Annotated in this window: 15 protein-coding genes; 5 read left to right on the forward strand and 10 right to left on the reverse strand. The window is 72.8% G+C overall.

Annotation, left to right across the window (positions count from 1 at the left end; all coding sequences use genetic code 11):
• Positions 1-5: 5 nt before the first annotated feature.
• A complete protein-coding gene (locus ACLQ2N_RS30935) occupies positions 6-4,115 on the reverse strand; it encodes a S8 family serine peptidase (RefSeq protein ID WP_425818220.1) in 4,110 nt (1,369 codons plus the stop codon).
• A 339-nt stretch (positions 4,116-4,454) separates the two neighbouring features.
• Between ACLQ2N_RS30935 and ACLQ2N_RS30940 the strand changes: the two genes are divergently transcribed.
• A complete protein-coding gene (locus ACLQ2N_RS30940) occupies positions 4,455-8,738 on the forward strand; it encodes a S8 family serine peptidase (RefSeq protein ID WP_425818222.1) in 4,284 nt (1,427 codons plus the stop codon).
• 74 nt (positions 8,739-8,812) lie between these two features.
• Here ACLQ2N_RS30940 and ACLQ2N_RS30945 read toward each other — a convergent pair whose 3' ends face one another.
• Both ACLQ2N_RS30945 and ACLQ2N_RS30950 read right to left on the reverse strand, forming a co-directional pair.
• Entirely contained in the window at positions 8,813-9,064 is a 252-nt protein-coding gene (locus ACLQ2N_RS30945) for a helix-turn-helix domain-containing protein (protein ID WP_425818224.1), read from the reverse strand.
• Positions 9,064-9,561: a DUF2975 domain-containing protein gene (locus tag ACLQ2N_RS30950; RefSeq protein ID WP_425818226.1), complete on the reverse strand. Its 498-nt coding sequence runs from the start codon at positions 9,559-9,561 to the stop codon at positions 9,064-9,066. Before ACLQ2N_RS30950 ends, ACLQ2N_RS30945 begins: the two co-directional genes overlap by 1 nt.
• A 119-nt stretch (positions 9,562-9,680) precedes the next feature.
• Between ACLQ2N_RS30950 and ACLQ2N_RS30955 the strand changes: the two genes are divergently transcribed.
• On the forward strand, positions 9,681-10,145 hold the full coding sequence (locus ACLQ2N_RS30955; RefSeq protein ID WP_425818228.1) for an MSMEG_6728 family protein: 465 nt from the start codon (positions 9,681-9,683) through the stop codon (positions 10,143-10,145).
• 13 nt (positions 10,146-10,158) lie between these two features.
• On the opposite strand, the gene ACLQ2N_RS30960 is transcribed toward ACLQ2N_RS30955, so the two are convergent.
• Positions 10,159-11,571, reverse strand: a complete 1,413-nt coding sequence (locus ACLQ2N_RS30960) for an FAD-dependent oxidoreductase (RefSeq protein WP_425818230.1) — start codon at positions 11,569-11,571, stop codon at positions 10,159-10,161.
• 72 nt (positions 11,572-11,643) lie between these two features.
• Between ACLQ2N_RS30960 and ACLQ2N_RS30965 the strand changes: the two genes are divergently transcribed.
• Entirely contained in the window at positions 11,644-12,294 is a 651-nt protein-coding gene (locus ACLQ2N_RS30965) for a TetR/AcrR family transcriptional regulator C-terminal domain-containing protein (protein WP_425818232.1), read from the forward strand.
• 23 nt (positions 12,295-12,317) lie between these two features.
• Here the strand turns inward: ACLQ2N_RS30965 and ACLQ2N_RS30970 are convergent, their stop codons facing one another.
• Positions 12,318-12,782, reverse strand: coding sequence for a hypothetical protein (locus ACLQ2N_RS30970; protein WP_425818234.1), 465 nt, complete (start codon positions 12,780-12,782; stop codon positions 12,318-12,320).
• A 212-nt stretch (positions 12,783-12,994) separates the two neighbouring features.
• Complete coding sequence (locus ACLQ2N_RS30975) at positions 12,995-14,347, reverse strand: peptidase C39 family protein (RefSeq protein WP_425818236.1); 1,353 nt, start codon at positions 14,345-14,347, stop codon at positions 12,995-12,997.
• A 182-nt stretch (positions 14,348-14,529) separates the two neighbouring features.
• Between ACLQ2N_RS30975 and ACLQ2N_RS30980 the strand changes: the two genes are divergently transcribed.
• A complete protein-coding gene (locus ACLQ2N_RS30980) occupies positions 14,530-15,114 on the forward strand; it encodes a uridine kinase family protein (RefSeq protein WP_425818238.1) in 585 nt (194 codons plus the stop codon).
• A gap of 413 nt (positions 15,115-15,527) precedes the next feature.
• Positions 15,528-17,417 (forward strand): AAA family ATPase, encoded by a 1,890-nt coding sequence (locus tag ACLQ2N_RS30985; RefSeq protein ID WP_425818240.1) that lies wholly within the window; start codon positions 15,528-15,530, stop codon positions 17,415-17,417.
• A gap of 48 nt (positions 17,418-17,465) precedes the next feature.
• Here the strand turns inward: ACLQ2N_RS30985 and ACLQ2N_RS30990 are convergent, their stop codons facing one another.
• The 4 genes from ACLQ2N_RS30990 to hisG all read right to left on the reverse strand — a co-directional run bounded on the left by ACLQ2N_RS30990 (position 17,466) and on the right by hisG (position 21,446).
• Positions 17,466-18,563: a hemolysin family protein gene (locus tag ACLQ2N_RS30990; protein WP_425818242.1), complete on the reverse strand. Its 1,098-nt coding sequence runs from the start codon at positions 18,561-18,563 to the stop codon at positions 17,466-17,468.
• Positions 18,560-19,921 carry a hemolysin family protein gene (locus tag ACLQ2N_RS30995; protein WP_425818244.1) on the reverse strand — a complete coding sequence of 454 codons (1,362 nt, stop codon included), beginning with the start codon at positions 19,919-19,921 and terminating at the stop codon, positions 18,560-18,562. The genes ACLQ2N_RS30990 and ACLQ2N_RS30995 overlap by 4 nt, the downstream gene beginning before the upstream one ends.
• A 186-nt stretch (positions 19,922-20,107) precedes the next feature.
• Positions 20,108-20,572, reverse strand: coding sequence for a PH domain-containing protein (locus tag ACLQ2N_RS31000; RefSeq protein WP_425818246.1), 465 nt, complete (start codon positions 20,570-20,572; stop codon positions 20,108-20,110).
• Between the two features lie 25 nt (positions 20,573-20,597).
• Positions 20,598-21,446, reverse strand: coding sequence for an ATP phosphoribosyltransferase (gene hisG, locus ACLQ2N_RS31005; RefSeq protein ID WP_425818248.1), 849 nt, complete (start codon positions 21,444-21,446; stop codon positions 20,598-20,600).
• Positions 21,447-21,458: the final 12 nt, after the last annotated feature.

A 21,458-nucleotide genomic window follows, 5' to 3' on the forward strand; every position in this document is an offset into this window, starting at 1 on the left:
GGTCGTCACATCCGGGCGGTGTAGTACTCCAGCGTCCGGCCGTGCAGCCGCTTCACCGGGTCGGTGAAGCGGTCCGTCATGGTGTTCTGCTGGAGGTAGTTGGTCACCACCCAGGTCAGGTCCTTCCCGTCCACGGTCCCGTCGTGGTTGATGTCCGCGGCACGCTTCGCGGTGCCGCGGGCTTCGTACACGGCGGCGGCGTCGCGTACGTCGATGACGTCGTCGCCGTTGACGTCACCGGCGACCAGGGACGCCACCGACGAACCGCTCGTCCCGGCGACGGCACCGTAGCCGGTGAGGCCCAGGTCGATGTCCTCGGTCCAGGCGAAGTGGCCCGGAACCCGGACCTCCAGGCGGTACGGCTTCTCGGCGGGTGCCAGCCCGCCTGCCGAGACCCGGGCGGCCGAATCGGCCGTCAGGGTGTGCCGGGTGCCGTCCGGAGCGGTCAGCTCGGTGCTGATGCCGTCCAGGCTGTAGTCGCGCTTGTTGTCGTAGGCGTAGTCCCTGGTCAGCAGCGCCTCGGCGGCGGGCCGGGCGTTGAAGGAGGACTCGTCGTTGAGCATCCGGACCCCGCCGTAGAACTGGATGTTCAGGGGCACCTTCGTGCCCGCTGTGTCCATGGCGCTGGTGGACCCGGTGTTGAGCCCGGCAGCCGCCGTCCAGTGCTCCCCCGTCACCTCGTACGTCACCTTGAGCAGCGGCATCGAGTCGGCGGTGAGCCCCTTGGCGTCCGAGACGTCGAAGGAGACGGTGGTGTACGACGACGCGTCGGCCGATACCTCGGTGGTCCTGATCGCGGACGGGCCGTGGGCGGCCAGCTCGGCGGTCGGCTCGATGCCGGTGATCCGGACGTTGCGGTCGTCGTAGCGGATCTGGGAGGTGAAGGACTTCCAGTGCTTCAGGTCGTGGGCCGTCAGGGTGTACGTGACCCGGTCCCCGGCGCGCACGGCCGCCTTGTCGGCGTCGGCGACGACATACGGGATGCCCTCCTTCATCAGGTTCAGCACCCGCACGTCCCCGATGTTCCCGCCGGCGTCCGTGGGCCACAGCTTGACGTAGGTGGTCGGCGGCGCGGCGGAGATCGGAATGCGGACGTCGACGTTGCCGTCGGCGTCGGCGTTGACGTGTCCCGTCGGCGTGTTGGGGCTGTACGTGGAGTAGTACAACGTGTTGTCGTCCTGGCCGATGTCGAGCCCGGCGTCGTGGATGGCGCCGGCCTCGGCGTCACGCAACCGGCCGGAGACGGCGAACGACGTGGCGTCGGCCGGTCGTTCGACGACCACGGGGTGGGATGTGTCCCAGGCGCCGTACGCGTCGTCGTACGCCGGGGCGTGCGAGTCGACGTAGATGTCACGCAGCACCGAGTCGGTGCCGCCGAAGGCGTCGGTGCCCACGATCCGCAGCTTGTAGGCTCCGTCGTCGATCCAGCGGCCCCGGGGGTCGAACGGGGTGGCCTCGCGCCCGGTCACCGGGTGGTACCAGCCGCCGACCGTCGCCGGGCCGTACAGCACACCCTCGGTGAGGCCGGTCGTGTTGATCCCGCCGATGTAGCCGAGTTCCTTGCCGTGCGTGTCGGCGAGGAAGACGTCGACGCTGGTCAACTGCCCGGCCATGCGCAGGTTGAAGTTGGCGGCGCCGCCGCCCACGGACCCGGCGTCGGAGAACTGGTTGGTCGAGATGACCGGCTTCGTCATGTCGATCTCGGCGAAGCCGGACTCGGCGACCCGCAGCCCGAACGGCACGCGCAGGGTGTGCGGTCCCTTGCCGTCGGCCGGGGTCAGGGTGACGAAGCCCTCGTAGTAGCCGGCCGGTGCGTCGGCCGGGACCCGCAGGGTGGTGCCGACGGGCGTGCTGCCGTGCGGCTTGCTGGTGACGTGGTCGTCGGTGGACAGCGTGATGCCGGCGGCGCCGGCGTCACCGGAGGCTCCGTTGCCCCGGGTGAACTCGGCGGCGACCTCGTAACGCGCCTTGGCGCCGGTGTCGTTGACCAGGTTCAGCCGCTTCTCGACGCGGGTGGACCGGCCGGCCGGAAGCACCCCGAGGTCCAGCGCGCCGGTGCGGTGGTCCAGCTCGGACCGGGTGCCGTCCAGGGCGACGTACGGGGTCTTGGCCGGCACCTGGAGGGAGGTCTCGGTGTGCACGGCGGCGTACGGGTCGATCGCGCCGGCGCCCGCGTCGAAGACGCTCACCTTGCCCGGCATCGGGCGCGCGGTGTTCATCAGCGCCACCTTGACGGCGTCCGGGGTGAGCCGGGGGTCGTGCTGGAGGAGCAGTGCGGCGGCGCCGGCGACGTACGGCGAGGCCATGGAGGTGCCGCTGAGCCGGGCGTACGCGGCGGAGTAGTCACCGGTCTCCGGGGCGACGGTGTCCGCCGGGACGGACGAGAGGACGCTGACGCCGGGCGCGGTGATCTCCGGCTTGATGGCACCGGTGCCGTAGACCGGGCCGCGCGAGCTGAAGTCCGCGAGGTCTCCGCTGCCGAGCACGAACGTGCCGGCCTCCGTGAAGGTGAGGCGGGCGGTGGAATCGGCTGTTCCGGCGGCCAGCGCGGCGCCCTCGGCGGCGGTGAGCGAGAAGGCCGGCACGTAGGAGGGGCTCTCGCCGATGTAGTTCGGGATGTGCCCCTCGTCCGCGTTGTCGTTGACGAGGAGGACGGCGACGGCGCCCATGGTGGCGGCGCGGCGCACCTTCTCGTCCAGGGTGATCCCGCCGCGCTTCACGAGGACGGCCTTGCCCTTGACGTCCTTGCCGTTGTAGCCGGCGGCCGTACCGGTGGCGACGTCGGCGACCGGGTAGCTGCCCGAGGTCAGGTGGTCGAGCGCGTCGCCGAAGGGCCGGGCGAGCAGCCGGCCGATGGCCGTGGTGGTGCCCGCGCCGATGCGGTACTCCGGCAGGGTCATCGCCTCGTCGTGCGCGCCCACGGTGAGCGGCAGCGCTGCGGCGCCCGGGGTGCCGAGGGTGTTGCTCTTGGGTCCGCTGTTTCCGGCGGCGATGACGGTGGTGATGCCGGCGAGCACGAGGTTGTCGGCGGCTATCGCCTGCGGGCTCATCGGATCGTTGACGGCGGCGCCGAGCGACATGTTGACGACGTCCATGCCGTCGTCGGCCGCCCGGTCCATCGCGGCCATGATGTCGCTGGTACGGCCGCCGCCGTACGGGCCCAGCGCCCGGTACGCGTACACGGAGGCGTCGGGCGCCACTCCGTGGGCGGCGCGCTCCTCGGACTCCGCGCCCCGTCCGGCGACGATCCCGGCGACGTGCGTGCCGTGCTCGGTGTAGTACGTCGAGCCCTGGTTGGTCTCGGCGCGGCCGGACGCCTTCCAGTCGGCGTACGTGGTCTCCATCGGGTCGGCGTCGTCGTCCACGAAGTCGTAGCCGCCCTTGTAGGCGGCCTTGAGGTCCGGGTGGTGGTAGTCGATGCCGGTGTCGATGATGCCGACCTTGACGCCCTTGCCGGTGATGCCCTCGGCGTGCAGCCGGGCCACCCCGTCGTCGCCGTCCCCGGTGGCGCCGGTGGTCCCGCCGCCGTCGGCGGGGGCGGGGCGGTCGAGCGCCTTCACGGTGGTGTCCGGCCAGACGGCGGTGACCTCGTCGTTGTCGAGGAGTTCGGCGACGCGGTCGCCGGGGAGCCGGAGGCTGACCCCGTCGAAGCTGTGGGTGTAGGTGCGCCCGGGCTTCGGGGCGGCCGCCTTCTTCCCCTTGCCCCCGCTGTCGGCGGGCCGCTCGAACATGCCGTCCAGCGCGGTGCGGAAGCGCTGGTGCGCCTGCGTCACGGCGTCCTGGGCGGCGGCCTCGCTGACCGTGCGGCCCTCGGCCGCGGCGAGCAGGCGGGCGGTCCGGGCGGGCGGGGTCTTCAGCTGGACGATGACGTCGACGGGCTTGCCGCTGCGCAGCGCGGCCTTGTCGGTGATGTGCAGGCCGCCCAGGTCCAGGGAGGCCATGCGGTGCAGGGCCGTGAGCTCCTGGTCGTCCAGGGAGGCGAGCAGGGCCGCGGCACTCGGCGTACCGGCCGGAGAGGGTGCGGCGAGGGCGACGGGGGCGGTGGCCGCGAGGGTGGCGAGCACGGTCGCCGCCGCGGCCAGGGCCAGGTTTCTGCGCCCTGGGGGGTGCGTCATGGTTCGTGGCTCCGCTCTGGGAGGGTCGGACGTTGTCCTCCTCACCTCGTGGGCTGCGGAGGACGGATATCGCATGATCGTCGGGGCGTGGCCCTCCGGTTGGAAAGGGAAACCGGTGGCGAGATCCCGCCTGTCGTCAAGTCGCCACCGGATCCGGCGAGTCCGGGTTCTGGCGACAACACGCCGTGTCATACATCCGCCACCCGTGTGTGCTGCGCCACCCCGGCGGGGCTCGGTAGACCCGTGCTCACGACCTCCCGCCCGGGCCCGTCGCCCCGGCCGAAGGTCCCCGACGTGGTCCCGGCCCTGCCGAGGCCCCCGCCATGCGAAAGGGCACCCATGTCCCGCCCCACCACCACGCGCCGCAGACGCCGGTTCACCGCCGTCGTCCTCGCGGCCGGCCTGACCGGCTCACTGATGAGCCTGTCGGCACTGCCCGCGCAAGCCGCCGACGTGCCGCACCCGTTGGGCGCGGCCGTCCCGGACGCACCCAAGAAGGCCCTGACCTCCCAGCGCGACAAGCTGGGCGCCCACGACCGCACGCTGCTCCAGAAGGCCGAGAGCAAGAAGGCGAAGACGGTCACCGTCCTGCTGGCCACCGGCGAGGGCGACACCGAGGCGCTGCGCGAGAAGGTCGCGGCCCTCGGCGGCCGGGTCGCCAGGGCCGACGACAAGCTGGGCTACGTCCGCGCCACCGTCCCGACCGGCAAGGTCACGGCGCTCGCCGCGCTCTCCTCGGTCCGGGCCGTCGACCTCAACGAGACGTACAAGATCCCCGACCCGTCACCGGTCACCACCGAGGACGAGAAGAGGGACAAGAACCACGACGACCAGGGGTCCAGCACCCCGAAGGCCCCCGGCCGCACCACCCCGGCCGACAACCCGTACCTGCCCGTGGCCGAGACGGGGGCGACCGGCTTCACCGCGGACCACCGCACCTGGGACGGCCGGGGCGTCACCGTCGGCATCCTGGACACCGGGGTCGACATCGCCCACCCGGCCCTGCGCACCACCACGACCGGGCAGCCGAAGATCAAGGACTGGGTCACCGCGACCGACCCGGTGACCGACGGCGACCCGACGTGGCTGGAGATGCGGCTCAAGGTCACCGCGAAGAACGGTACTTTCCGGTACGGCGGGGTCGACTACAAGGCCGCCGACGGCGACTACGAGTTCCAGCTCTTCGACGAGGCCGACACCTGGGGCGGCGAGCTGGGCGGGGACGTCAACCGGGACGGCGACACGAAGGACGTGTTCGGCGTCCTGTACCGCGAGGCGGACCACCGGGTGTGGGTCGACGCGGATCTCGACCAGACCTTCGGCGACGCCGATGTGGTCGAGCCGTACGCGAAGTCCGGCACCTGGTCCGCCTTCGGCAAGGACGACCCGAAGACGGCCGTGGCCGAGTCGATGCCGTTCACCGTCGAGTACCGCGACGACGTGGACCTGTCGGCCCGGGGCGGCACGAGCACCGGCAAGAAGGCCGACTTCGTCAGCATCGGCATCGTCTCCGGCGCCCACGCCACCCATGTCGCCGGCATCACCGCGGGCCACGGGCTGTTCGGCGGGAAGATGGACGGCGCCGCCCCCGGCGCCCGCATCGTCTCCGAGCGCGTCTGTCTCTTCGCCGCCGGCTGCACCTCGTACGCCCTCACCGAGGGCATGATCGATGTCGTCGTGGACAAGGGCGCCGACGTCGTCAACCTGTCGATCGGCGGGCTGCCCGCGCTCAACGACGGCACCGACGTCCGCTCGGTCCTCTACAACCGGCTGATCGACGAGTACGGCGTGCACATCGTCTCGTCGGCCGGAAACGACGGTCCCGGCATGAACACGGTGTCCGACCCGGCGGTGACGGAGAAGGTCATCGCGGTCGGCGCCTCGGTCAGCAAGGACACCTGGTGGGCGGATTACGGCTCCGAGGTGAAGGACCGGCAGTCGCTGTTCCCGTTCTCGGCGCGCGGTCCGCGTGAGGACGGCGGGATGAAGCCGGAGATCGTCGCCCCGGGCGCCGCCGTCTCCTCCATCCCGACCTGGCTGCCCGGCGAGGGCGTGCCCCAGGCCGGTTACGAACTGCCCCCGGGCTACGGCATGTTCAACGGTACGTCGATGGCGTCGCCGCAGGCCGCGGGTGCCGTCGCCGTCCTGCTCTCCGCCGCGTCCGCCTCGCACGTGAAGGTGTCGCCCGCCGGGATGCGGTCCGCGCTGACCAGCTCGGCGACGTATCTGCCGGAGCAGCCGGCCTACGCGCAGGGCGCCGGCCTCGTCTCCGTACCGGCGGCGTGGAAGCTGCTGGCGAAGGGCGTGCAGCCGACGGCGTACTCCGTCGAGGCGCCGGTCTGCGGTGTCCTCGCGGGCATGCTGGCCACCCCCGAGTCCGGCACCGGCGTGTACAACCGCTGCTCCCCCGACGACGGCGGGCAGCCGCTCCACCGCCCGAAGAACTACACGGTGAAGCTCACCCGGACCGGCACCGGCAGCCGTGAGGCCCGCCTGTCCTGGGTCGGCAACGACGGTACGTTCAGCGCCCCGCGCACGGTGGAGCTCACCGAGGGCAGGGCCACCGGCATCACCGTCCGCGCCCAGGCCAAGTCCGCCGGCGCGCACTCGGCGCTGCTGCGCGTGGACGACCCGGTCACGCCCGGCGTCGACCGGCTGGTCCCGGTCACCGTCGTGGCCGCCGCCGACCCGGCGGAGCCGTCGTACGCGGTGTCCACCGCGGGCTCGGTCGACCGCAACGCCACCCGCTCCTTCTTCGTCTCCGTCCCCAAGGGCGCGGCGGCGCTGAAGGTGGACCTGTCCGGCGTCGCCGGCGACAGCCAGACCCGGTTCCTGGCGATCGACCCGCAGGGCATGCCGGTCGAGGACACCGCCGTGAGCCGCTGCTACACCCACTTCTCGGACGAGGCGGACTGCGCCTCCGGCTCGCGCGCGTACGAGCAGCCGATGCCCGGCGTCTGGGAGTTCGAGGTCGAGGCCCGGCGTACCTCGCCCGCGCTCAGCAACCCGTACCGGCTGACCGCCACCGTGCAGGGCGCCACGCTCGACCCGGCGTCCTCGGTGATCGACGAGGCGGCGCTGCACGCGGCGGCCGAGAAGAGCTTCACGGCCGTCAACCGGTTCGCACCGGTGACCGCGCACGCGGTGGGCGGCTCGCTGGGCGCGCTGTCCGAGGCCCACCCGACCGTCTCCGACCAGGACATGACCGGTAAGCAGGTCACGGTCCCCCGGGACGCGACGCGCTTCGAGGTGTCGATGGGCAACGCCTCCGATCCGGACGCCGACCTGGACCTGTACCTGCTGACCCAGTCGGGGCAGCTCGTCGCGTCCTCCACCAACGGCGGCTCCCGCGAGTCGATCGTGGTGGACAAGCCGACGCCCGGCTTCTACCTGCTCTACATCGCGGGTACGGACGTGCCGTCGGGCAGCACCTCGTTCGACATCCAGGACACGATGTTCTCCTCGTCGCTCGGCGCGGTCACCGTGGACCAGGACAAGCCGGTGCGTCTGGCGTCGGGCGAGTCGATGAAGGTCGGCGGGCGTCTGGTGGCGGACACCGTGCCTCCGGCGGGCCGCCGCCTGGTGGGGCGGTTCTCGCTGGCGAGCGACACCGGCGCCACGCTGGGCAGCGCCGACGTGCTGCTCGGCAAGGTGGTCACCCCGCACGCGGAGATCACCGCCTCGTTCGGCCCGGCGATCGCCTTCAGCCTGGACGACAACGGCCGCATGGGCGGGTCGAAGCAGGTCAGCGGCCGGAGTCAGCCGATCCGCTGGGACGCCGACAACGGCGTCGCGCTGCTCGACAACAGCGGCGCCCGCGAGGGCCACGTCCTGGGCCAGAGCCGGACCAAGGGGTACGCCACCGGTCAGCTGACGCTCGCCGAGGGCACCCGGGCGGGTGTCTGGGACGCGGACGGCAAGCTGACCACGCTGCCGTTGCCCGGCTGGGAGAACTACCGCTTCGCGCGCGGCTTCGCCGTCAACGACTCCGGTACGGTCGTCGGCAACGCCACGGGCAACGTCCCCGACCCGGCGACCGGTCGCAGCCTCGAAGTGAACGAGGGCTTCGTCTGGAGCGCGGCGGACGGCTTCCGGAAGCTGCCGCACCTCACCGAGAGCCGCCACCTGACCGAGCCGCTCGCCATCAACGACGCCGGGGTGGTGGTCGGCCACTCCTCGAAGGACGGCAGGCGCCGCGCCGTGAAGTGGGATGCGGACGGCAGGATCAGCGACCTGGGCACGCTCCCGGGCATGGCCGACAGCTACGCCGAGTCGGTCAACGCCTCGGGCACGATCGTCGGAACCAGCGGCGACGACGCGTTCGTGCTCAAGCCCGGCGGCACCATGACCCGGCTGCCCGACTTCGGCTTCGACGCCCAGGCGCTGCAGGTGAACGACGCGGGCTGGATCATGGGCACCGCGCAGACGGCGCCCGATGTGGACACCGCGGTCGTCTGGGACCCCCAGGGCCGCATGTACGAGCTGTCGGCCATGACCGGCTCCTCGCGCTTCGTTCCGCTGGAAGGGATCAGCATCAACAACCGGGGCCAGGTGGCCTACTACGCCATGGACGTGGAGGACGAGGGCTCCACCAAGGTCGTCCTGGCCGAGCTGCCCTCCTGAGGCTCCCTCACCCGCCCTCCCCGCCGCCGGTCGCCCGGTGGCGGGGAGGGCGGCGCGCATGCTCCGCCGGCGGGTCAGCGGGAGAGCGGTGCGTCCTGACCGGGGACGCCGTCCGGCTCGCCCGCCGCCTCCCAGCGCAGCAGGTCCCCCGGCTGGCAGTCGAGCACTTCGCAGAGTGCGGCGAGCGTCGCGAAGCGCACGGCCTTGGCCCGGCCGTTCTTGAGGACCGCCAGGTTGGCAGGGGTGATACCGACCCGGTCGGCGAGCTCACCCACGGACATCTTCCGCCGGGCCAGCATCACGTCGATGTCGACGACGATCGGCATCAGATCACCTCGTCCAGCTCGGCCTGCATCCGCGTCGCCTGAACGTCGCGGGCGACCGCCTGGGCGAGCAGGGTGCGCAGCACGAGCACGACGAGCGCGACTCCGAACACCGCCAGGCCGACCACGCCGATCAGGAGGACGACACCGGGCGCGACGGCCTCACCGGGCGCCAGAACGGTCCCGAGCGTCCAGAGCAGGAGCGCGGCGCCGGCGAAGGCACCGGTCACGAGGTCCACGTACCGGAAGACGGAGCTGGAGAACACCGTCCCCCGGCGGGCCATCGCGGCCAGTCGCCAGACGCACACCAGAACGGTCTCGGCGCAGCCGATCCCCAGGACGATGAGCAGCGCGACCGGAACACGGGGCAGCTCCCCGGCGTCGCCGGCATCCCCCGAGCCGCGGAAGAGCAGGACCAGCATCAGCACCTGCAGGAACAAGGCACCGGCGAGCAGTGCCGCGATCACGCACCGCAGCGTGATGTCGGTCAGTTTTCCCATGACCCCTCCTCCAACCTATCGAAAGGCGATCCTAATCTATCGTTTCTCGATAGCCAACCGAGAAGGGGTGCGCCGGTGCGCGGAGGGCGGACCGGCGGCCGCCCGGGTAGACAGGTCGCATGCAGACCTTTCTCCCCTTTCCCGGCTTCACGGAGTCGGCCGCCGTCCTGGACGCCAGACGGCTCGGCAAGCAGCGGGTGGAGGCTCTCCAGGTGTTCCGCGGCCTGACCGTGCCGGGTTACGGGTGGCGCAGGCATCCGGCGGTCCGCATGTGGACGGGGTACGAGGAAGCGCTCGTCCGGTACGGTCTCGACGTCTGCGCGCTCTGGACGGCCGAGGGGCGCGCCGACACCTGCGCCGGCACCCTTGTGCGCGACTTCCGGGCCCACACGGGCGACGCGCCGGTCCGCCCGCAGCCCGAGCTGGCGGCGGAGGGGGAACTGCCCCCGTGGCTGGGCAACCCGGACTTCCACCGGAGCCACCAGTCGGCACTGCTCCGCAAGGACCCGGAGCACTACCGGGGCCGCTTCCCCGGCGTGCCGGACGACCTGCCGTACGTGTGGCCGGCGTCGGACCGTTCCTAGGACCTCAGCGCCCTCAGCCGGTCGGGCCGAAGCGGCGCAGGTAGGCGTCGAGCCCGTCCGGCGTGGTCCCGGCCCACCCGATGTACCCGTCCGGCCTTACGAGGAAGAGCCCGGCGCCGTACGCGCCGGGGGCACTCCCGCTCACCACCCGTGCCACGGCTCCGCCCGCGCCGCCGGGTGCGCCGGTCCCCAGCGCGAGCAGCGTCCAGTGCGGTCCCCGGAAGGCGTCGAAGAGCCGTACACCGTCCACGGTCGCGTCGGGTGCGCGGTCGCCGGCGCGGAGCGCGCCCTCCGGTACCGATTCCCGCGTCTCCTCGGTGAGCGACGACTCCCGGTACCCCAGGCCCAGTTGGCGGGTGGCACCGCCTCGGCGGACCTCGCCCCGGTGGACGCCGGTGGACAGGTCGAGCATCTGGGCGGCGACCGGGCGCCGCTCCTCCTCGTAGCTGTCCAGGAGAGCGGCCGGGGCGCCGCCCGCCAGGACCGCGCCCAGTTTCCAGCCCAGGTTGTAGGCGTCCTGGACGCTGGTGTTCAGGCCCTGTCCGCCCGCCGGGGAGTGCACGTGCGCGGCGTCCCCGGCGAGGAAGACCCGGCCCGCGCGGAAGCGGTCGGCCAGGGCGGCGCGAGGGCGGAAGTCGGAGGCCCAGCGCACCTCGGTCACGGCCTCCGCGGGGAGGTGCGAGCGCTCGGCGATGACCTTGCGGACGCCGTCCGGGGTGGGGTCGACGTCGGTCCCCTCCGGGAAGCGGGCGGTGACCTGGAAGTCGTCCGTGCCGGCCAGCGGGCAGACGGCGAGGAGGCCGGCTCCGTCGTGGGGCGGGAAGATGTGCCAGTTGTCGCGGTCCAGCCCGGCGATCCGGACGTCCGCGACCAGGGTCGGACCCGGGTCGACGGTCTCGCCGGTCATCCCGACGCCCAGCGTGCGGCGCACCGCCGACCGGCCGCCGTCGGCGGCGACGAGGTAGCGGCCGCGCACCGTGCCGCCGCCGGAGAGGTGGGCGGTGACGCCCTCCTCGTCCTGCGTGAGACCGGCGGCCTCCCGGCCGAAGGCGATCCGGCCGCCCAGCTCCGCCAGCCGCTCCGCCAGGATCTCCTGGGTGCGCCACTGCGGCACCATCCACGGCTTGTCGTAGGGCGAGTCCTCGCTCGGCTCGACCGGGTCGAACATGTGGTGCTCGCCGGCCCGCTCGCCGTTTCGCCAGACCATGCCGACCGGGTAGGTGCCGCCCGCCGCGTGGATCGCGTCGATGACGCCGAGGTCGTCGAAGACCTCCATGGTGCGGGGCTGGAGCCCCTTGCCCCGGGAGCCGGGGAACAGCGCCTCCGCGCGCTCCAGGACGAGCGCGTCCACGCCGCGCCGGGCCAGGTCCACTCCGAGGGCGAGACCGGTGGGGCCCGCGCCGACGATCAGGACATCCGTGTCCATGACGATTCTCCTTAACGTTGTTAAGCGCTCGACGGTCCCGAGCATGGCCTTAACGGCGTTAAGCTGTCAAGCGTGAGTACCGGACGACGCGCCCCCCTCGACCGCCGACGGGTCGCGGACACGGCGTTGAGGCTGCTGAACGAGGTGGGCCTGGACGGTCTGACCCTGCGCGCCATCGCGCGGGAGCTGGACGTCAAGGCGCCCGCCCTCTACTGGCACTTCAAGGACAAGCAGGCCCTGCTGGACGAGATGGCGACCGAGATGTACCGGCGCATGGTCGCCGGGACGCCCCTCGACCCGGCCGACACCTGGCGGGAGCGGCTGCGGACGACCAACCACGCCCTGCGGACCTCACTGCTCGGCTACCGCGACGGCGCCAAGGTGTTCAGCGGTTCGCGCTTCACGGGCGCGGTGCACGCCGAGCAGATGGAGGAGAGCCTGCGGCTGCTCACCGCCGTCGGCTTCACCCTGGCCCAGGCGGTGCGGGCCGCCACGACGACGCAGATGTTCACCCTGGGCTCCGTCATGGAGCAGCAGGGCGCCGAGCCGCTGCCGGGCCTACGCCGGGAGGGCTTCGACGTGGCCGAGCGCGCGCGGCTGCTGGCCGCCTACCCACTGGCGGCCGCGGCGGGCGCGGAGATCTTCGCGGACTACGAGCGGCATTACGCGGAAGCGCTCGACCTGGTGATCGCGGGCATCGCGGCGGCCTACGGCATCGACTGAGGGCGCGCGGGGCGCCGGGGGCGTCAGCCGAGACCGATGACGACCTTGATGTCGCCGTCCTGGGCGGTGAACGCGTCGGCGTCCCGCAGTGGCACCCGCCGGGTGATCATCCGCTCCAGCCAGTCCGGGTCGGTGCGGCGGAGGGCTTCCGCGCCCGCCCGGTAGTGGCGCGGATCGGCGTTGACCGACCCCACCACGGCGTCGTTCTCCAGCACGAGTGCGCGGTTGAGCGTGCCGGCGTCCACCGACCGCCGGCACCCCTTGGGCGACACGCCGGTCAGGCAGACGATCCCGTAGCTCGCGGTCCAAGCCGCTCCCCGGGTGCGCCTGGCGCACCCGGGGAGCGGCTCATGACCGGTGATCAGCCGGTCCTCGCCGCTCGGCGCCCAGCCGTGATCGCCGGCCGCGATCTCCTTGTCCGTGCCGCAGCCCCCCGCCCGGAGCCCCTCCACCAGGAGTTCGCCGGGGCCCGGCACCGGGTCGGGCACCTCGCACGCCTCAAGGCTCCTGCCGGCCGAAGGCCGTACGGTAACGGCACGCGTCGGTAGCCCTTTCGAGCACGCGGGCAGCGGCGCCGGCCGCTCCCGGCCGCTCACCCGCTGCCCGGTCACCCGGTCGCCCGGTCGCCCGGTCGCCCGCCGATCTTGCGCCCCGGCGGCCGGTACGCCCCCGGATTGCGCCGACCGGCGGACCCGGCGGCTCACACCAGCCCGAAGGTCCTCAGCGCCCGCCGCTGCGCCGGGGTCGGGCGGGCCGGCCAGTACACGTAGCAGACCCCGCCGGTCCCGCTCCTGACCTTGCCGTTCGCGTCGTACCGCTTCGTGCGCAGCCAGATCGTCTCCCACTCGTGGCGCCGGTAGACGTGGCGGACCGCGTCGTCGTCCGGGGACGCGGGGTCGTTGGCGATGACGTCGCCGTCGGCGGTGAAGCCGATGACCGTCATCAGGTGGCCGGACGTGCCGTAGCCCGCGCCGGTCAGCTCCTCCTTGAGGAAGGACTGCGAGGTGATGACGGGGATGCCCGCGCGGACCAGCGTCTCCACGTCGTTCAGGGAGCCGAGGCGCGTCACGGCGGCGCTCATGTCGTCGTACGTGGCCGCGTAGGCGGCGTTGAACGGCCAGTTGCCGCAGCCCTCGTACTGGTTGTCGTACGTGAAGCGGGCGGCGTGGCAGACCGAGGGGTCCGGGATGCCGGGCTCCACCCAGGCCAGGTCGTCGGCGGACGGCTCGCGGCCCCAGTACTCGATGATCATCTGCGAGGAGGTCGGGCTGCACCACGCCTCGCCGCCGTTGTCGTACTCCGGGTACTGGCCCACGTGGACGTTCTGCGAGTAGCGCGGCACCGGCAGCTCCCGGACCAGGCCCGGGGTGCTCGCGGGCACCGTGAAGCGGTCCGGGATGTCCGAGGCCATCGCGCCCACCCGCCACACCGTCGGGGTGAGGCGGCTGCCCGGGGCGCGGTACAGGGTCAGCCGGAGGCGGTACGAGAGCAGGCGCAGGCCGCTCGCCGCGTCGTCCACCGAGAAGGTGTCCGTCCAGATGGAGCTCTTGCCGTCGCTCTGGTCGTCCACCGAGGTGCGGCGGATGTCCGCGTCCCCGGCTGCCCAGCGGCCCATCACGTACCACGGGGTCTCGGTGCCGTCCGAGTAGCCGCCGCTCAGCTCGATCTGGATCCAGGTGCCGGCCGGGGTGTCCGCGTTCCAGGAGGCGATCACCTCGGTCGCGGGGACGGAGGAGCGGTGCACGGGCGAGGTCCAGGTCGCGTACTCCCAGGCGCCGGTGGTGCCGGTGTGCGGGTCGGTGTAGTCCGTACGGCCCAGCGGGTGGGCGATGACGAGACCGGCACGGCGGCCGGCGACCGCACGGGTCCCGGCGCGGTCGCCGCAGCGCCAGTCGGTGTACGTGGTCCAGGCGTGGTTGTCCACCGAGGGCGGCGCGGGCCGGGCGCGGCGCGGGGCGGCCGCCGCGGTGGCGGCGGACGACAGCGTTCCGGCACCGGCGGCCGCCACGACGGCGGCGGCGAGCACGGTGCGGCGTGAGGTGGGACTGGGCATGGGCGAGACCCCCGGTCGTCGTCTGCGGAATGGGGCTGCGGTGCACGACAGTGCGCCAACTATCGCGGCTCGCGTGCCGGTTCGGCCAGCGATTCGACCCGCGCCGGTCGATCAATATTGGTCTCTACCACTGGCGTGACCTGCGGCTGGGCCGAACGGCCTACCGGCCCTAGGCTGGACGCATGAACGATCTCGCGCTCCACGCCGCGCGGCTCTCCGCCCTCCCGCCGTCCTGCGGCCCTGTGCGGCTGGTCGCCGTCGACGGCCACGCGGGATCGGGCAAGAGCACGTTCGCCGGCCGGCTCGCGGCGGCGCTCGGCGGGGCGCCCGTGCTGCACCTGGACGATCTGGCCACGCACGAGGAGCTGTTCGCCTGGACGGCCCGGCTCCGCGAGCAGGTGACGGGACCGCTGTCGCGCGGCGAACCCGCGCGGTACACGCCGTACGACTGGACGGCACGGACCTTCGGACCGGCCAAACACCTGGAGCCCGTCCCCGTTGTTCTGATCGAGGGCGTCGGCGCCGGGCGGCGCGCCGTGCGACCGCTGCTGGCACGGCTGTTGTGGATGGACCTGCCCGCCGAGGAGTCCTGGGCGCGCGGCCGGCGACGCGACGGACCGGCGCTGCGCTCCTTCTGGGACGGCTGGACGGCGGCCGAGACCGCGCACTTCTCGGCCGATCCGTCGCGCCCCTGGGCGGACGCTCTGGTACGGCAGTCGCCTGTGGGGTACGAGTGGCTGGAGGGACCCGTGCGGGAGCGGCGCTGAACCGTTCCGTCACCCGGTGTGACCGGCTCGCGCCGCCCTGGGGCACCGCCGGAAAACCGCTCGGAAGTGCCTCAACTCCGCTTGACCCGGGGGCGGTACAGGTCTTACGTTCTCAATGTGCGGCTTTTCGGAGCCCCCACAGACGCGAAGCCCCCGGTTGTTCCCCCGTGACCGGGGGCTTCGTCCTGTGCGGCCCCCGCCTCCCCGGCCCCGCACGGCGCGCCCCTCCTCACCCTGGGTCACGGCGCCTCTCCGCCCTGCGGCACCCTTCGTCGGATACGCAACGCACAGGTACGATGCCTCTCGGTGCGGTCAATTCCCGTCCACGGCACAGCGATTCGGCGCGCCTCGACAGGCCCTGGGCGGGCTTTCGGGCGGCGGGACATCCTGGGGGCACGTTTGTGGGGGACCTGATGGACTTCGGTACGCAGGGCGCGCAGGCCCCGGCCGACCTCGCTTGGCTGCGGGGCGTGGACGCCTACACGATGGGCGCGTATCCGCAGGCCGAGGAGGAGTTCCGGTCGGCGGTGGGACAGGACCCCGGCATGGCGGACGCCTGGCTCGGACTGCACGCGTTGCGCGTCGACACCGCGTCGGCGCTGCTGCACATGCACCGCCACCGCGACCGCTTCGGCGAACAGCGCACCCGCTACCGGCGCACACTCAACTCCTGGTACTGGCTGGGCTGGTGGGTGCAACCGGTCCTCGAAAGCCCGCGCGACCTGCTCCTTGCGCACGCCTCGCACTGGCTCGACGGCCGCCATGTCGCGGAGCTCGACCGGGCGCTGGCCGCCCTGCCGCCGGTGGAGACCGACCCCCAGGTCCGCTTCCTGCACGCCTGCCGCTCCTACCTGGTCAAGGACTGGGACCAGCTCGTGCGCCACACCGAGCAGCTGATCGACGACCCCCTGCTGGGCATCGAGGCGGGGCTGTTCGGCGGGATGGCCCGGGTGCGTCTGGAGATGTACGGGCAGGCGGAGCCGATGCTCGCGACGGCCCTGATGCGGTGCCGCAGCGAGCAGCCGCAGCGCAAGGAGCTCCGCTACTGGCTGGCCCGCGCCCACGAGGGCACCGGCCGCAGCGCCGCCGCCCTCCCCCTCTACCGCGCCGTGCACCGCATCGACCCCTCGTTCATGGACACCTCCGCCCGCCTCGCGGCCATCGCGGACTACGACGGACTCGACGGCTCCGACGACGTGCCCGGGCTCGCGGCCGTGTCCCTGACCGGCCTGGAGGCGGACGCGTTCTACGCGGAGGGCGCCCCGCCGCCGGGCGCCGACCCGGCGGACGGGCGGGAGCTGCCGCTTGGCGGGGAACCGCAGGACGTACTCGGGGCCGGGGGCGCCCCGCTGCCCGGCGGGGTGCGGGCGAAGGCCCCGGCGCCGCAGCCGTTCCCGGCCCGCCCCAGCGACCCGGCGCTGCTGGCCGAGGCGCTGGCCGAGCTGGAGCGCATGGTCGGTCTGGAACCGGTGAAGCGCCAGGTCAAGGCCCTTTCGGCACAGCTCAACATGGCGCGCCTGCGGGCGGGCCAGGGGCTGCCCGTACAGCCGCCGAAGCGGCACTTCGTGTTCTCCGGGCCGTCCGGCACCGGCAAGACGACCGTGGCCCGCATCCTGGGCCGGGTCTTCTACGCACTGGGCCTGCTCGGCGGCGACCACCTCGTGGAGGCGCAACGGGCGGATCTGGTGGGCGAGTTCCTGGGCCAGACCGCCGTGAAGGCCAACGAGCTGATCGATTCGGCGCTGGGCGGGGTGCTGTTCGTGGACGAGGCGTACAGCCTGTCCAACACCGGGTACAGCAAAGGCGACGCGTACGGCGACGAAGCGCTCCAGGTGCTGCTCAAGCGGGCGGAGGACAACCGGGACCACCTCGTCGTCATCCTGGCCGGCTATCCGGAGGGCATGGACCGGCTGCTGTCCACCAACCCCGGGCTCTCCTCCCGCTTCACCACCCGGGTGGACTTCCCCAGCTACCGGCCTCTCGAACTCACCGCGATCGGCGAGGTGCTGGCCGCCGAGAACGGCGACGTGTGGGACGAGGAGTCGCTGGAGGAGCTGCGCTCGATCAGCGGCCATGTGGTGGACCAGGGCTGGCTGGACGAGCTGGGCAACGGCCGCTTCCTGCGCACGCTGTACGAGAAGAGCTGCGCCTACCGCGATCTCCGGCTCTCCGGCTGCACGACGGTGCCGACCAGGGACGACCTGGCCACGCTGCGGCTGGCGGACCTGATGCAGGCGTACGGCGAGGTCCTTTCGGGGCGCGGACCGGTGGGCCGGGGGCAGCAGGAGCCGCCGGGGCCGTGAGCGGTGCCCGTTCCGGCCGCCGGAGGGGTCCGGCGGCCGGGACGGGTCTCAGCCCACCAGGGCCCCCGCCCCGTCCGGGTCCGTCGTCCGCTCCTCCGTGCGGCGCGGCGCCGCCACCCGGTGCGCCGGGTCGCGGACCTCGCCGACCAGCGTCTCCAGGACGTCCTCCATCGCGACCAGGCCGAGCACCCGGCCGGAGGCGTCCGCGACCTGGGCGAGGTGCGTGGCGGCGCGGCGCATCACCGTGAGGGCGTCGTCCAGCGGGAGCTCGGCCCGTACGGTGGCCATCGGGCGCCAGAGCTGCTGCGGCACCGCGCGCTCGCCGTCCTCCAGGTCCAGGACGTCCTTGACGTGCAGGTAGCCCATGAAGGGGCCGCCGCCCTCGGCGCAGACCGGGAAGCGCGAGAAGCCGGTGCGGACCGTCAGCTCCTCGATGCGGCGCGGGGTGACCGAGGGGTCCACGGTCACCAGGGACGCCCGGCGCAGCAGCACGTCGGTGACCGGGCGGCTGCCCAGCTCCAGGGCGTCCTCCAGGCGCTCCTGCGCCTCGGGCTCGATGAGACCGGCCTGCCCGGAGTCCTCCACGAGGCGGTTGAGCTGCTCGCTGGTGAAGACGGCCTCCACCTCGTCCTTCGGTTCGACGCCGAAGAGGCGGAGCACCAGCCGGGCGCAGGCGCCGAGCGCCGCGGTGACCGGGCGGCAGAGCCGGGCGAAGCCGACGAGGCCGGGGCTCAGCCAGAGCGACGTCTTCTCGGGCGCCGCCATCGCCAGGTTCTTCGGGACCATCTCGCCGATGACGAGGTGGAGGAAGACGACCAGGACGAGCGCGAGCACGTATCCGAGCGGGTGGATCAGCCCCTCGGGCAGGTGCACGGCGGCGAACACCGGCTCCAGGAGGTGGGCGACGGTGGGTTCGGCGACGGCGCCCAGGGTCAGGGAGCAGACGGTGATGCCGAACTGGGCCGCGGCCATCATCTGCGGCAGGTTCTCCAGGCCGTACAGCACCTGGCGGGCGCGGCCGGAACCGGCCGCGGCGAGGGGTTCGATCTGGCTGCGGCGTACGGAGACGAGCGAGAACTCGGCGCCGACGAAGAAGCCGTTCGCGAGGACCAGGAGTCCGGCGAACACCAACTGGACGAGGCTCATCGCGCCGCCTCCAGGACCGCCGGCTCCGCGGCGTCCGCGCCCGGGGTCCCGGTGGTGCGGACAAAGCGGACCTTCTCGGCCCGGTAGTGGCCGACCTGGCGGACCGCGATCCGCCATCCGGGGAGTTCGGCCCGGTCGCCGGGCGCGGGGATGCGGCCCAGCAGATCGGCGACGAGCCCGGCGACCGTCTCGTACGGGCCGTCGGGCACGTCGAGTCCTATGCGGCGCAGGGTGAGGACCCGGCAGCTGCCCTCGGCGTCCCAGGCGGGGCTGCCGTCCTCGGGCGGGGCGGGGGCCAGTTCGGGGCGGTCGGCCCCCTCGGCGTCGTGCTCGTCGCGGACCTCGCCGACCAGCTCCTCGATGATGTCCTCCAGGGTGACGACCCCGGCGGTGCCGCCGTACTCGTCCACGACGACGGCGATCGGCTGCTCCTTGCGCAGCCGCTGGAGGAGCTGCTCGACGGGCAGCGTCTCGGGCACCAGGAGCGGCGGCACGGCGATCCGGCCGGCCGTGGTCCGCAGCCGTTCGGGGGCCGGGACGGCCAGGGCGTCCTTGAGGTGGATCATGCCGACGACCTCGTCGATGCGTTCCCGGTAGACGGGGAAGCGGGACAGGCCGGTGGCGCGGGTGAGGTTGAGGACGTCCTCCGCGGTGGCGGAGGTCTGGAGGGCGCTGACCTTCACGCGCGGGGTCATGACGTGCTGGGCGGTGAGCCCGGCGAGCGACAGGGTGCGTACGAAGAGGTCGGCGGTGTCCTGTTCGAGGGTGCCCGCCTCGGCGGAGTGCCGGGCGAGGGAGACCAGCTCACCGGGGGTGCGGGCGGAGGCCAGCTCCTCGGTGGGCTCGACGCCGAGGAGGCGTACGAGCCGGTTGGCCGCGGTGTTCAGGGCGCCGATGACCGGCCGGAAGAGCCGGGTGAACCGGGCCTGCGGTCCGGCGACGAACCGGGCGACCGTGAGCGGGCGGGAGACCGCCCAGTTCTTCGGGACGAGTTCGCCGATGACCATCTGGACGGCCGCCGCGAGCAGCATGCCGGCCACCACGCTGACGGTGGGCACGGCGCCGCCGGGCAGCCCGGTCAGGGCGAGGGGTCCGTCCAGCAGCTGGGCGAGCGCCGGCTCGGCGAGCATGCCGACCACCAGAGAGGTGATGGTGATGCCGAGCTGGGTGCCGGAGAGCTGGAAGGAGAGCTCGCGCAGGGCCTCGGTGACCGAGCGGGCCCGCCGGTCGCCTTCGGCGGCGGCGCGCTCGGCGTCCGCGCGTTCCACGGTGACGAGACCGAATTCGGCCGCCACGAAGAATCCGTTGGCGAGGATGAGAAGGAATGCCGCGCAGAGCAGCAACAGGGGGGTTGTCATGCCGCCGCCTCCACGGAAGGGGCGGCGCAGGTACTACCGGACGATCCGTCCATTGCTGGAGGGAGTCACTCCTCGGGTCGCAGGAAAATCCCCGCCGGCCGCGTGGGCCTTCGGGCGGGGCGGGGCGCGCACAGGGCGCCGCCGACCTCCAGAGTAATCAACGGGAGGCCGTACGGGGCAAGGGGCTCAGCCGTTGTGGTCCGTGCCGGTGCCATGGTTCTCGGCGAGGGCGCGCAGGGCGCGGGCGTCCTGGATGGCGCGCTGTTTGGCGATCCCGGGCTGGATGCCGAGGGCGGGCATGCTGGTGCCGTCGCTGAGGTCGAGGAAGACCCACGGGTCGCCCACCCGCAGGTTGACGCGGACGATCTGGGCCCAGGAGAGACGGCGGCTGCGCGTGAGGTTGACCACCGTCACGCCCTCCTCGTCCGCGACGACCTTGGGGCGGCTGAGCAGCGCCAGGACGCCGAAGAAGAGCAGCGCGGTGAAGACGAAGCTGGCCCGCTCTCCCCCGCTGAGCTGTTCGAGGGTGAAGGCGACGACGGTGATGACGGCGAACATCACCACGCCGACGGTCAGCAGGACCACCCGGGTGCGGGTCGGCCGGAAGGTGACCGGCAGGGCCGGGCCGGGCCGGGGTGCGGGGGCTGACATCGTGCTCTTCTTCCGTCTCCCGCCGTCAGAGACGGCAGGCGTGGATCGCGGTGGTGAGGATGGCGCGGGCGCCGAGGTCGTACAGGTCGTCCATGATCCGCTGCGCCTCGGCGGCGGCGACCATCGAGCGGACGGCGACCCAGCCCTCGTGGTGCAGCGGGGAGATCGTCGGCGACTCCAGGCCCGGGGTGAGGGCGACGGCGCGCTCCAGGTGCTCGACGCGGCAGTCGTAGTCCATCATCACGTAGCTGCGGGCCACCAGGACGCCCTGGAGGCGGCGCAGGAACTGCTGGACCTTGGGCTCGTCGGCCGGGGCGCCGGTGCGCCGGATGACGACGGCCTCGGAGGTCATGATGGGCTCGCCAATGACGTCGAGGCCGGCGTTGCGCAGGCTGGTGCCGGTCTCCACGACGTCCGCGATGACCTGGGCGACGCCGAGTTCGATGGCGGTCTCGACGGCGCCGTCGAGGTGGACGACGGAGGCGTTGACGCCGGCCTCGGCGAGGTGCTTGGCGACGATGCCCTCGTAGGAGGTGGCGATCGTCAGGCCGCCGAAGTCCTCGGGTCCGGTGACGGTCCCGGGCTTGGTGGCGTAGCGGAAGGTGGAGCGGGCGAAGCCGAGCTGGAGGATCTCCTCGGCCTCGGCGCCGGAGTCCAGCAGCAGGTCGCGGCCGGTGATGCCGATGTCGAGACGGCCCGAGCTGACGTAGATCGCGATGTCGCGGGGGCGCAGGTAGAAGAACTCGACCTCGTTGGCGGGGTCGACGAGGACGAGTTCCTTCGACTCCTTGCGCTGCTTGTAGCCCGCCTCATGGAGCATCGCCATCGCAGGCCCGGAGATAGCACCCTTGTTGGGGACGGCGATGCGCAGCATGAGGTCGGGTTT

Origin of the sequence: Streptomyces sp. DT224 (assembly GCF_049844595.1) — a bacterium.
GTDB lineage: Bacteria > Actinomycetota > Actinomycetes > Streptomycetales > Streptomycetaceae > Streptomyces.

Bases quoted from the DNA above. Each gene is read 5' to 3' on its own strand.
- ACLQ2N_RS30960 (WP_425818230.1), bottom strand. From the start codon at position 11,571: ATGGACACGGATGTCCTGATCGTCGGCGCGGGCCCCACCGGTCTCGCC.
- ACLQ2N_RS30985 (WP_425818240.1), top strand. From the start codon at position 15,528: ATGGACTTCGGTACGCAGGGCGCGCAGGCCCCGGCCGACCTCGCTTGG.
- ACLQ2N_RS30980 (WP_425818238.1), top strand. From the start codon at position 14,530: ATGAACGATCTCGCGCTCCACGCCGCGCGGCTCTCCGCCCTCCCGCCG.
- ACLQ2N_RS30935 (WP_425818220.1), bottom strand. From the start codon at position 4,115: ATGACGCACCCCCCAGGGCGCAGAAACCTGGCCCTGGCCGCGGCGGCG.
- ACLQ2N_RS30950 (WP_425818226.1), bottom strand. From the start codon at position 9,561: ATGGGAAAACTGACCGACATCACGCTGCGGTGCGTGATCGCGGCACTG.
- hisG (WP_425818248.1), bottom strand. From the start codon at position 21,446: ATGCTGCGCATCGCCGTCCCCAACAAGGGTGCTATCTCCGGGCCTGCG.
- ACLQ2N_RS30975 (WP_425818236.1), bottom strand. From the start codon at position 14,347: ATGCCCAGTCCCACCTCACGCCGCACCGTGCTCGCCGCCGCCGTCGTG.
- ACLQ2N_RS30940 (WP_425818222.1), top strand. From the start codon at position 4,455: ATGTCCCGCCCCACCACCACGCGCCGCAGACGCCGGTTCACCGCCGTC.
- ACLQ2N_RS30995 (WP_425818244.1), bottom strand. From the start codon at position 19,921: ATGACAACCCCCCTGTTGCTGCTCTGCGCGGCATTCCTTCTCATCCTC.
- ACLQ2N_RS30945 (WP_425818224.1), bottom strand. From the start codon at position 9,064: ATGCCGATCGTCGTCGACATCGACGTGATGCTGGCCCGGCGGAAGATG.
- ACLQ2N_RS30990 (WP_425818242.1), bottom strand. From the start codon at position 18,563: ATGAGCCTCGTCCAGTTGGTGTTCGCCGGACTCCTGGTCCTCGCGAAC.
- ACLQ2N_RS30955 (WP_425818228.1), top strand. From the start codon at position 9,681: ATGCAGACCTTTCTCCCCTTTCCCGGCTTCACGGAGTCGGCCGCCGTC.
- ACLQ2N_RS31000 (WP_425818246.1), bottom strand. From the start codon at position 20,572: ATGTCAGCCCCCGCACCCCGGCCCGGCCCGGCCCTGCCGGTCACCTTC.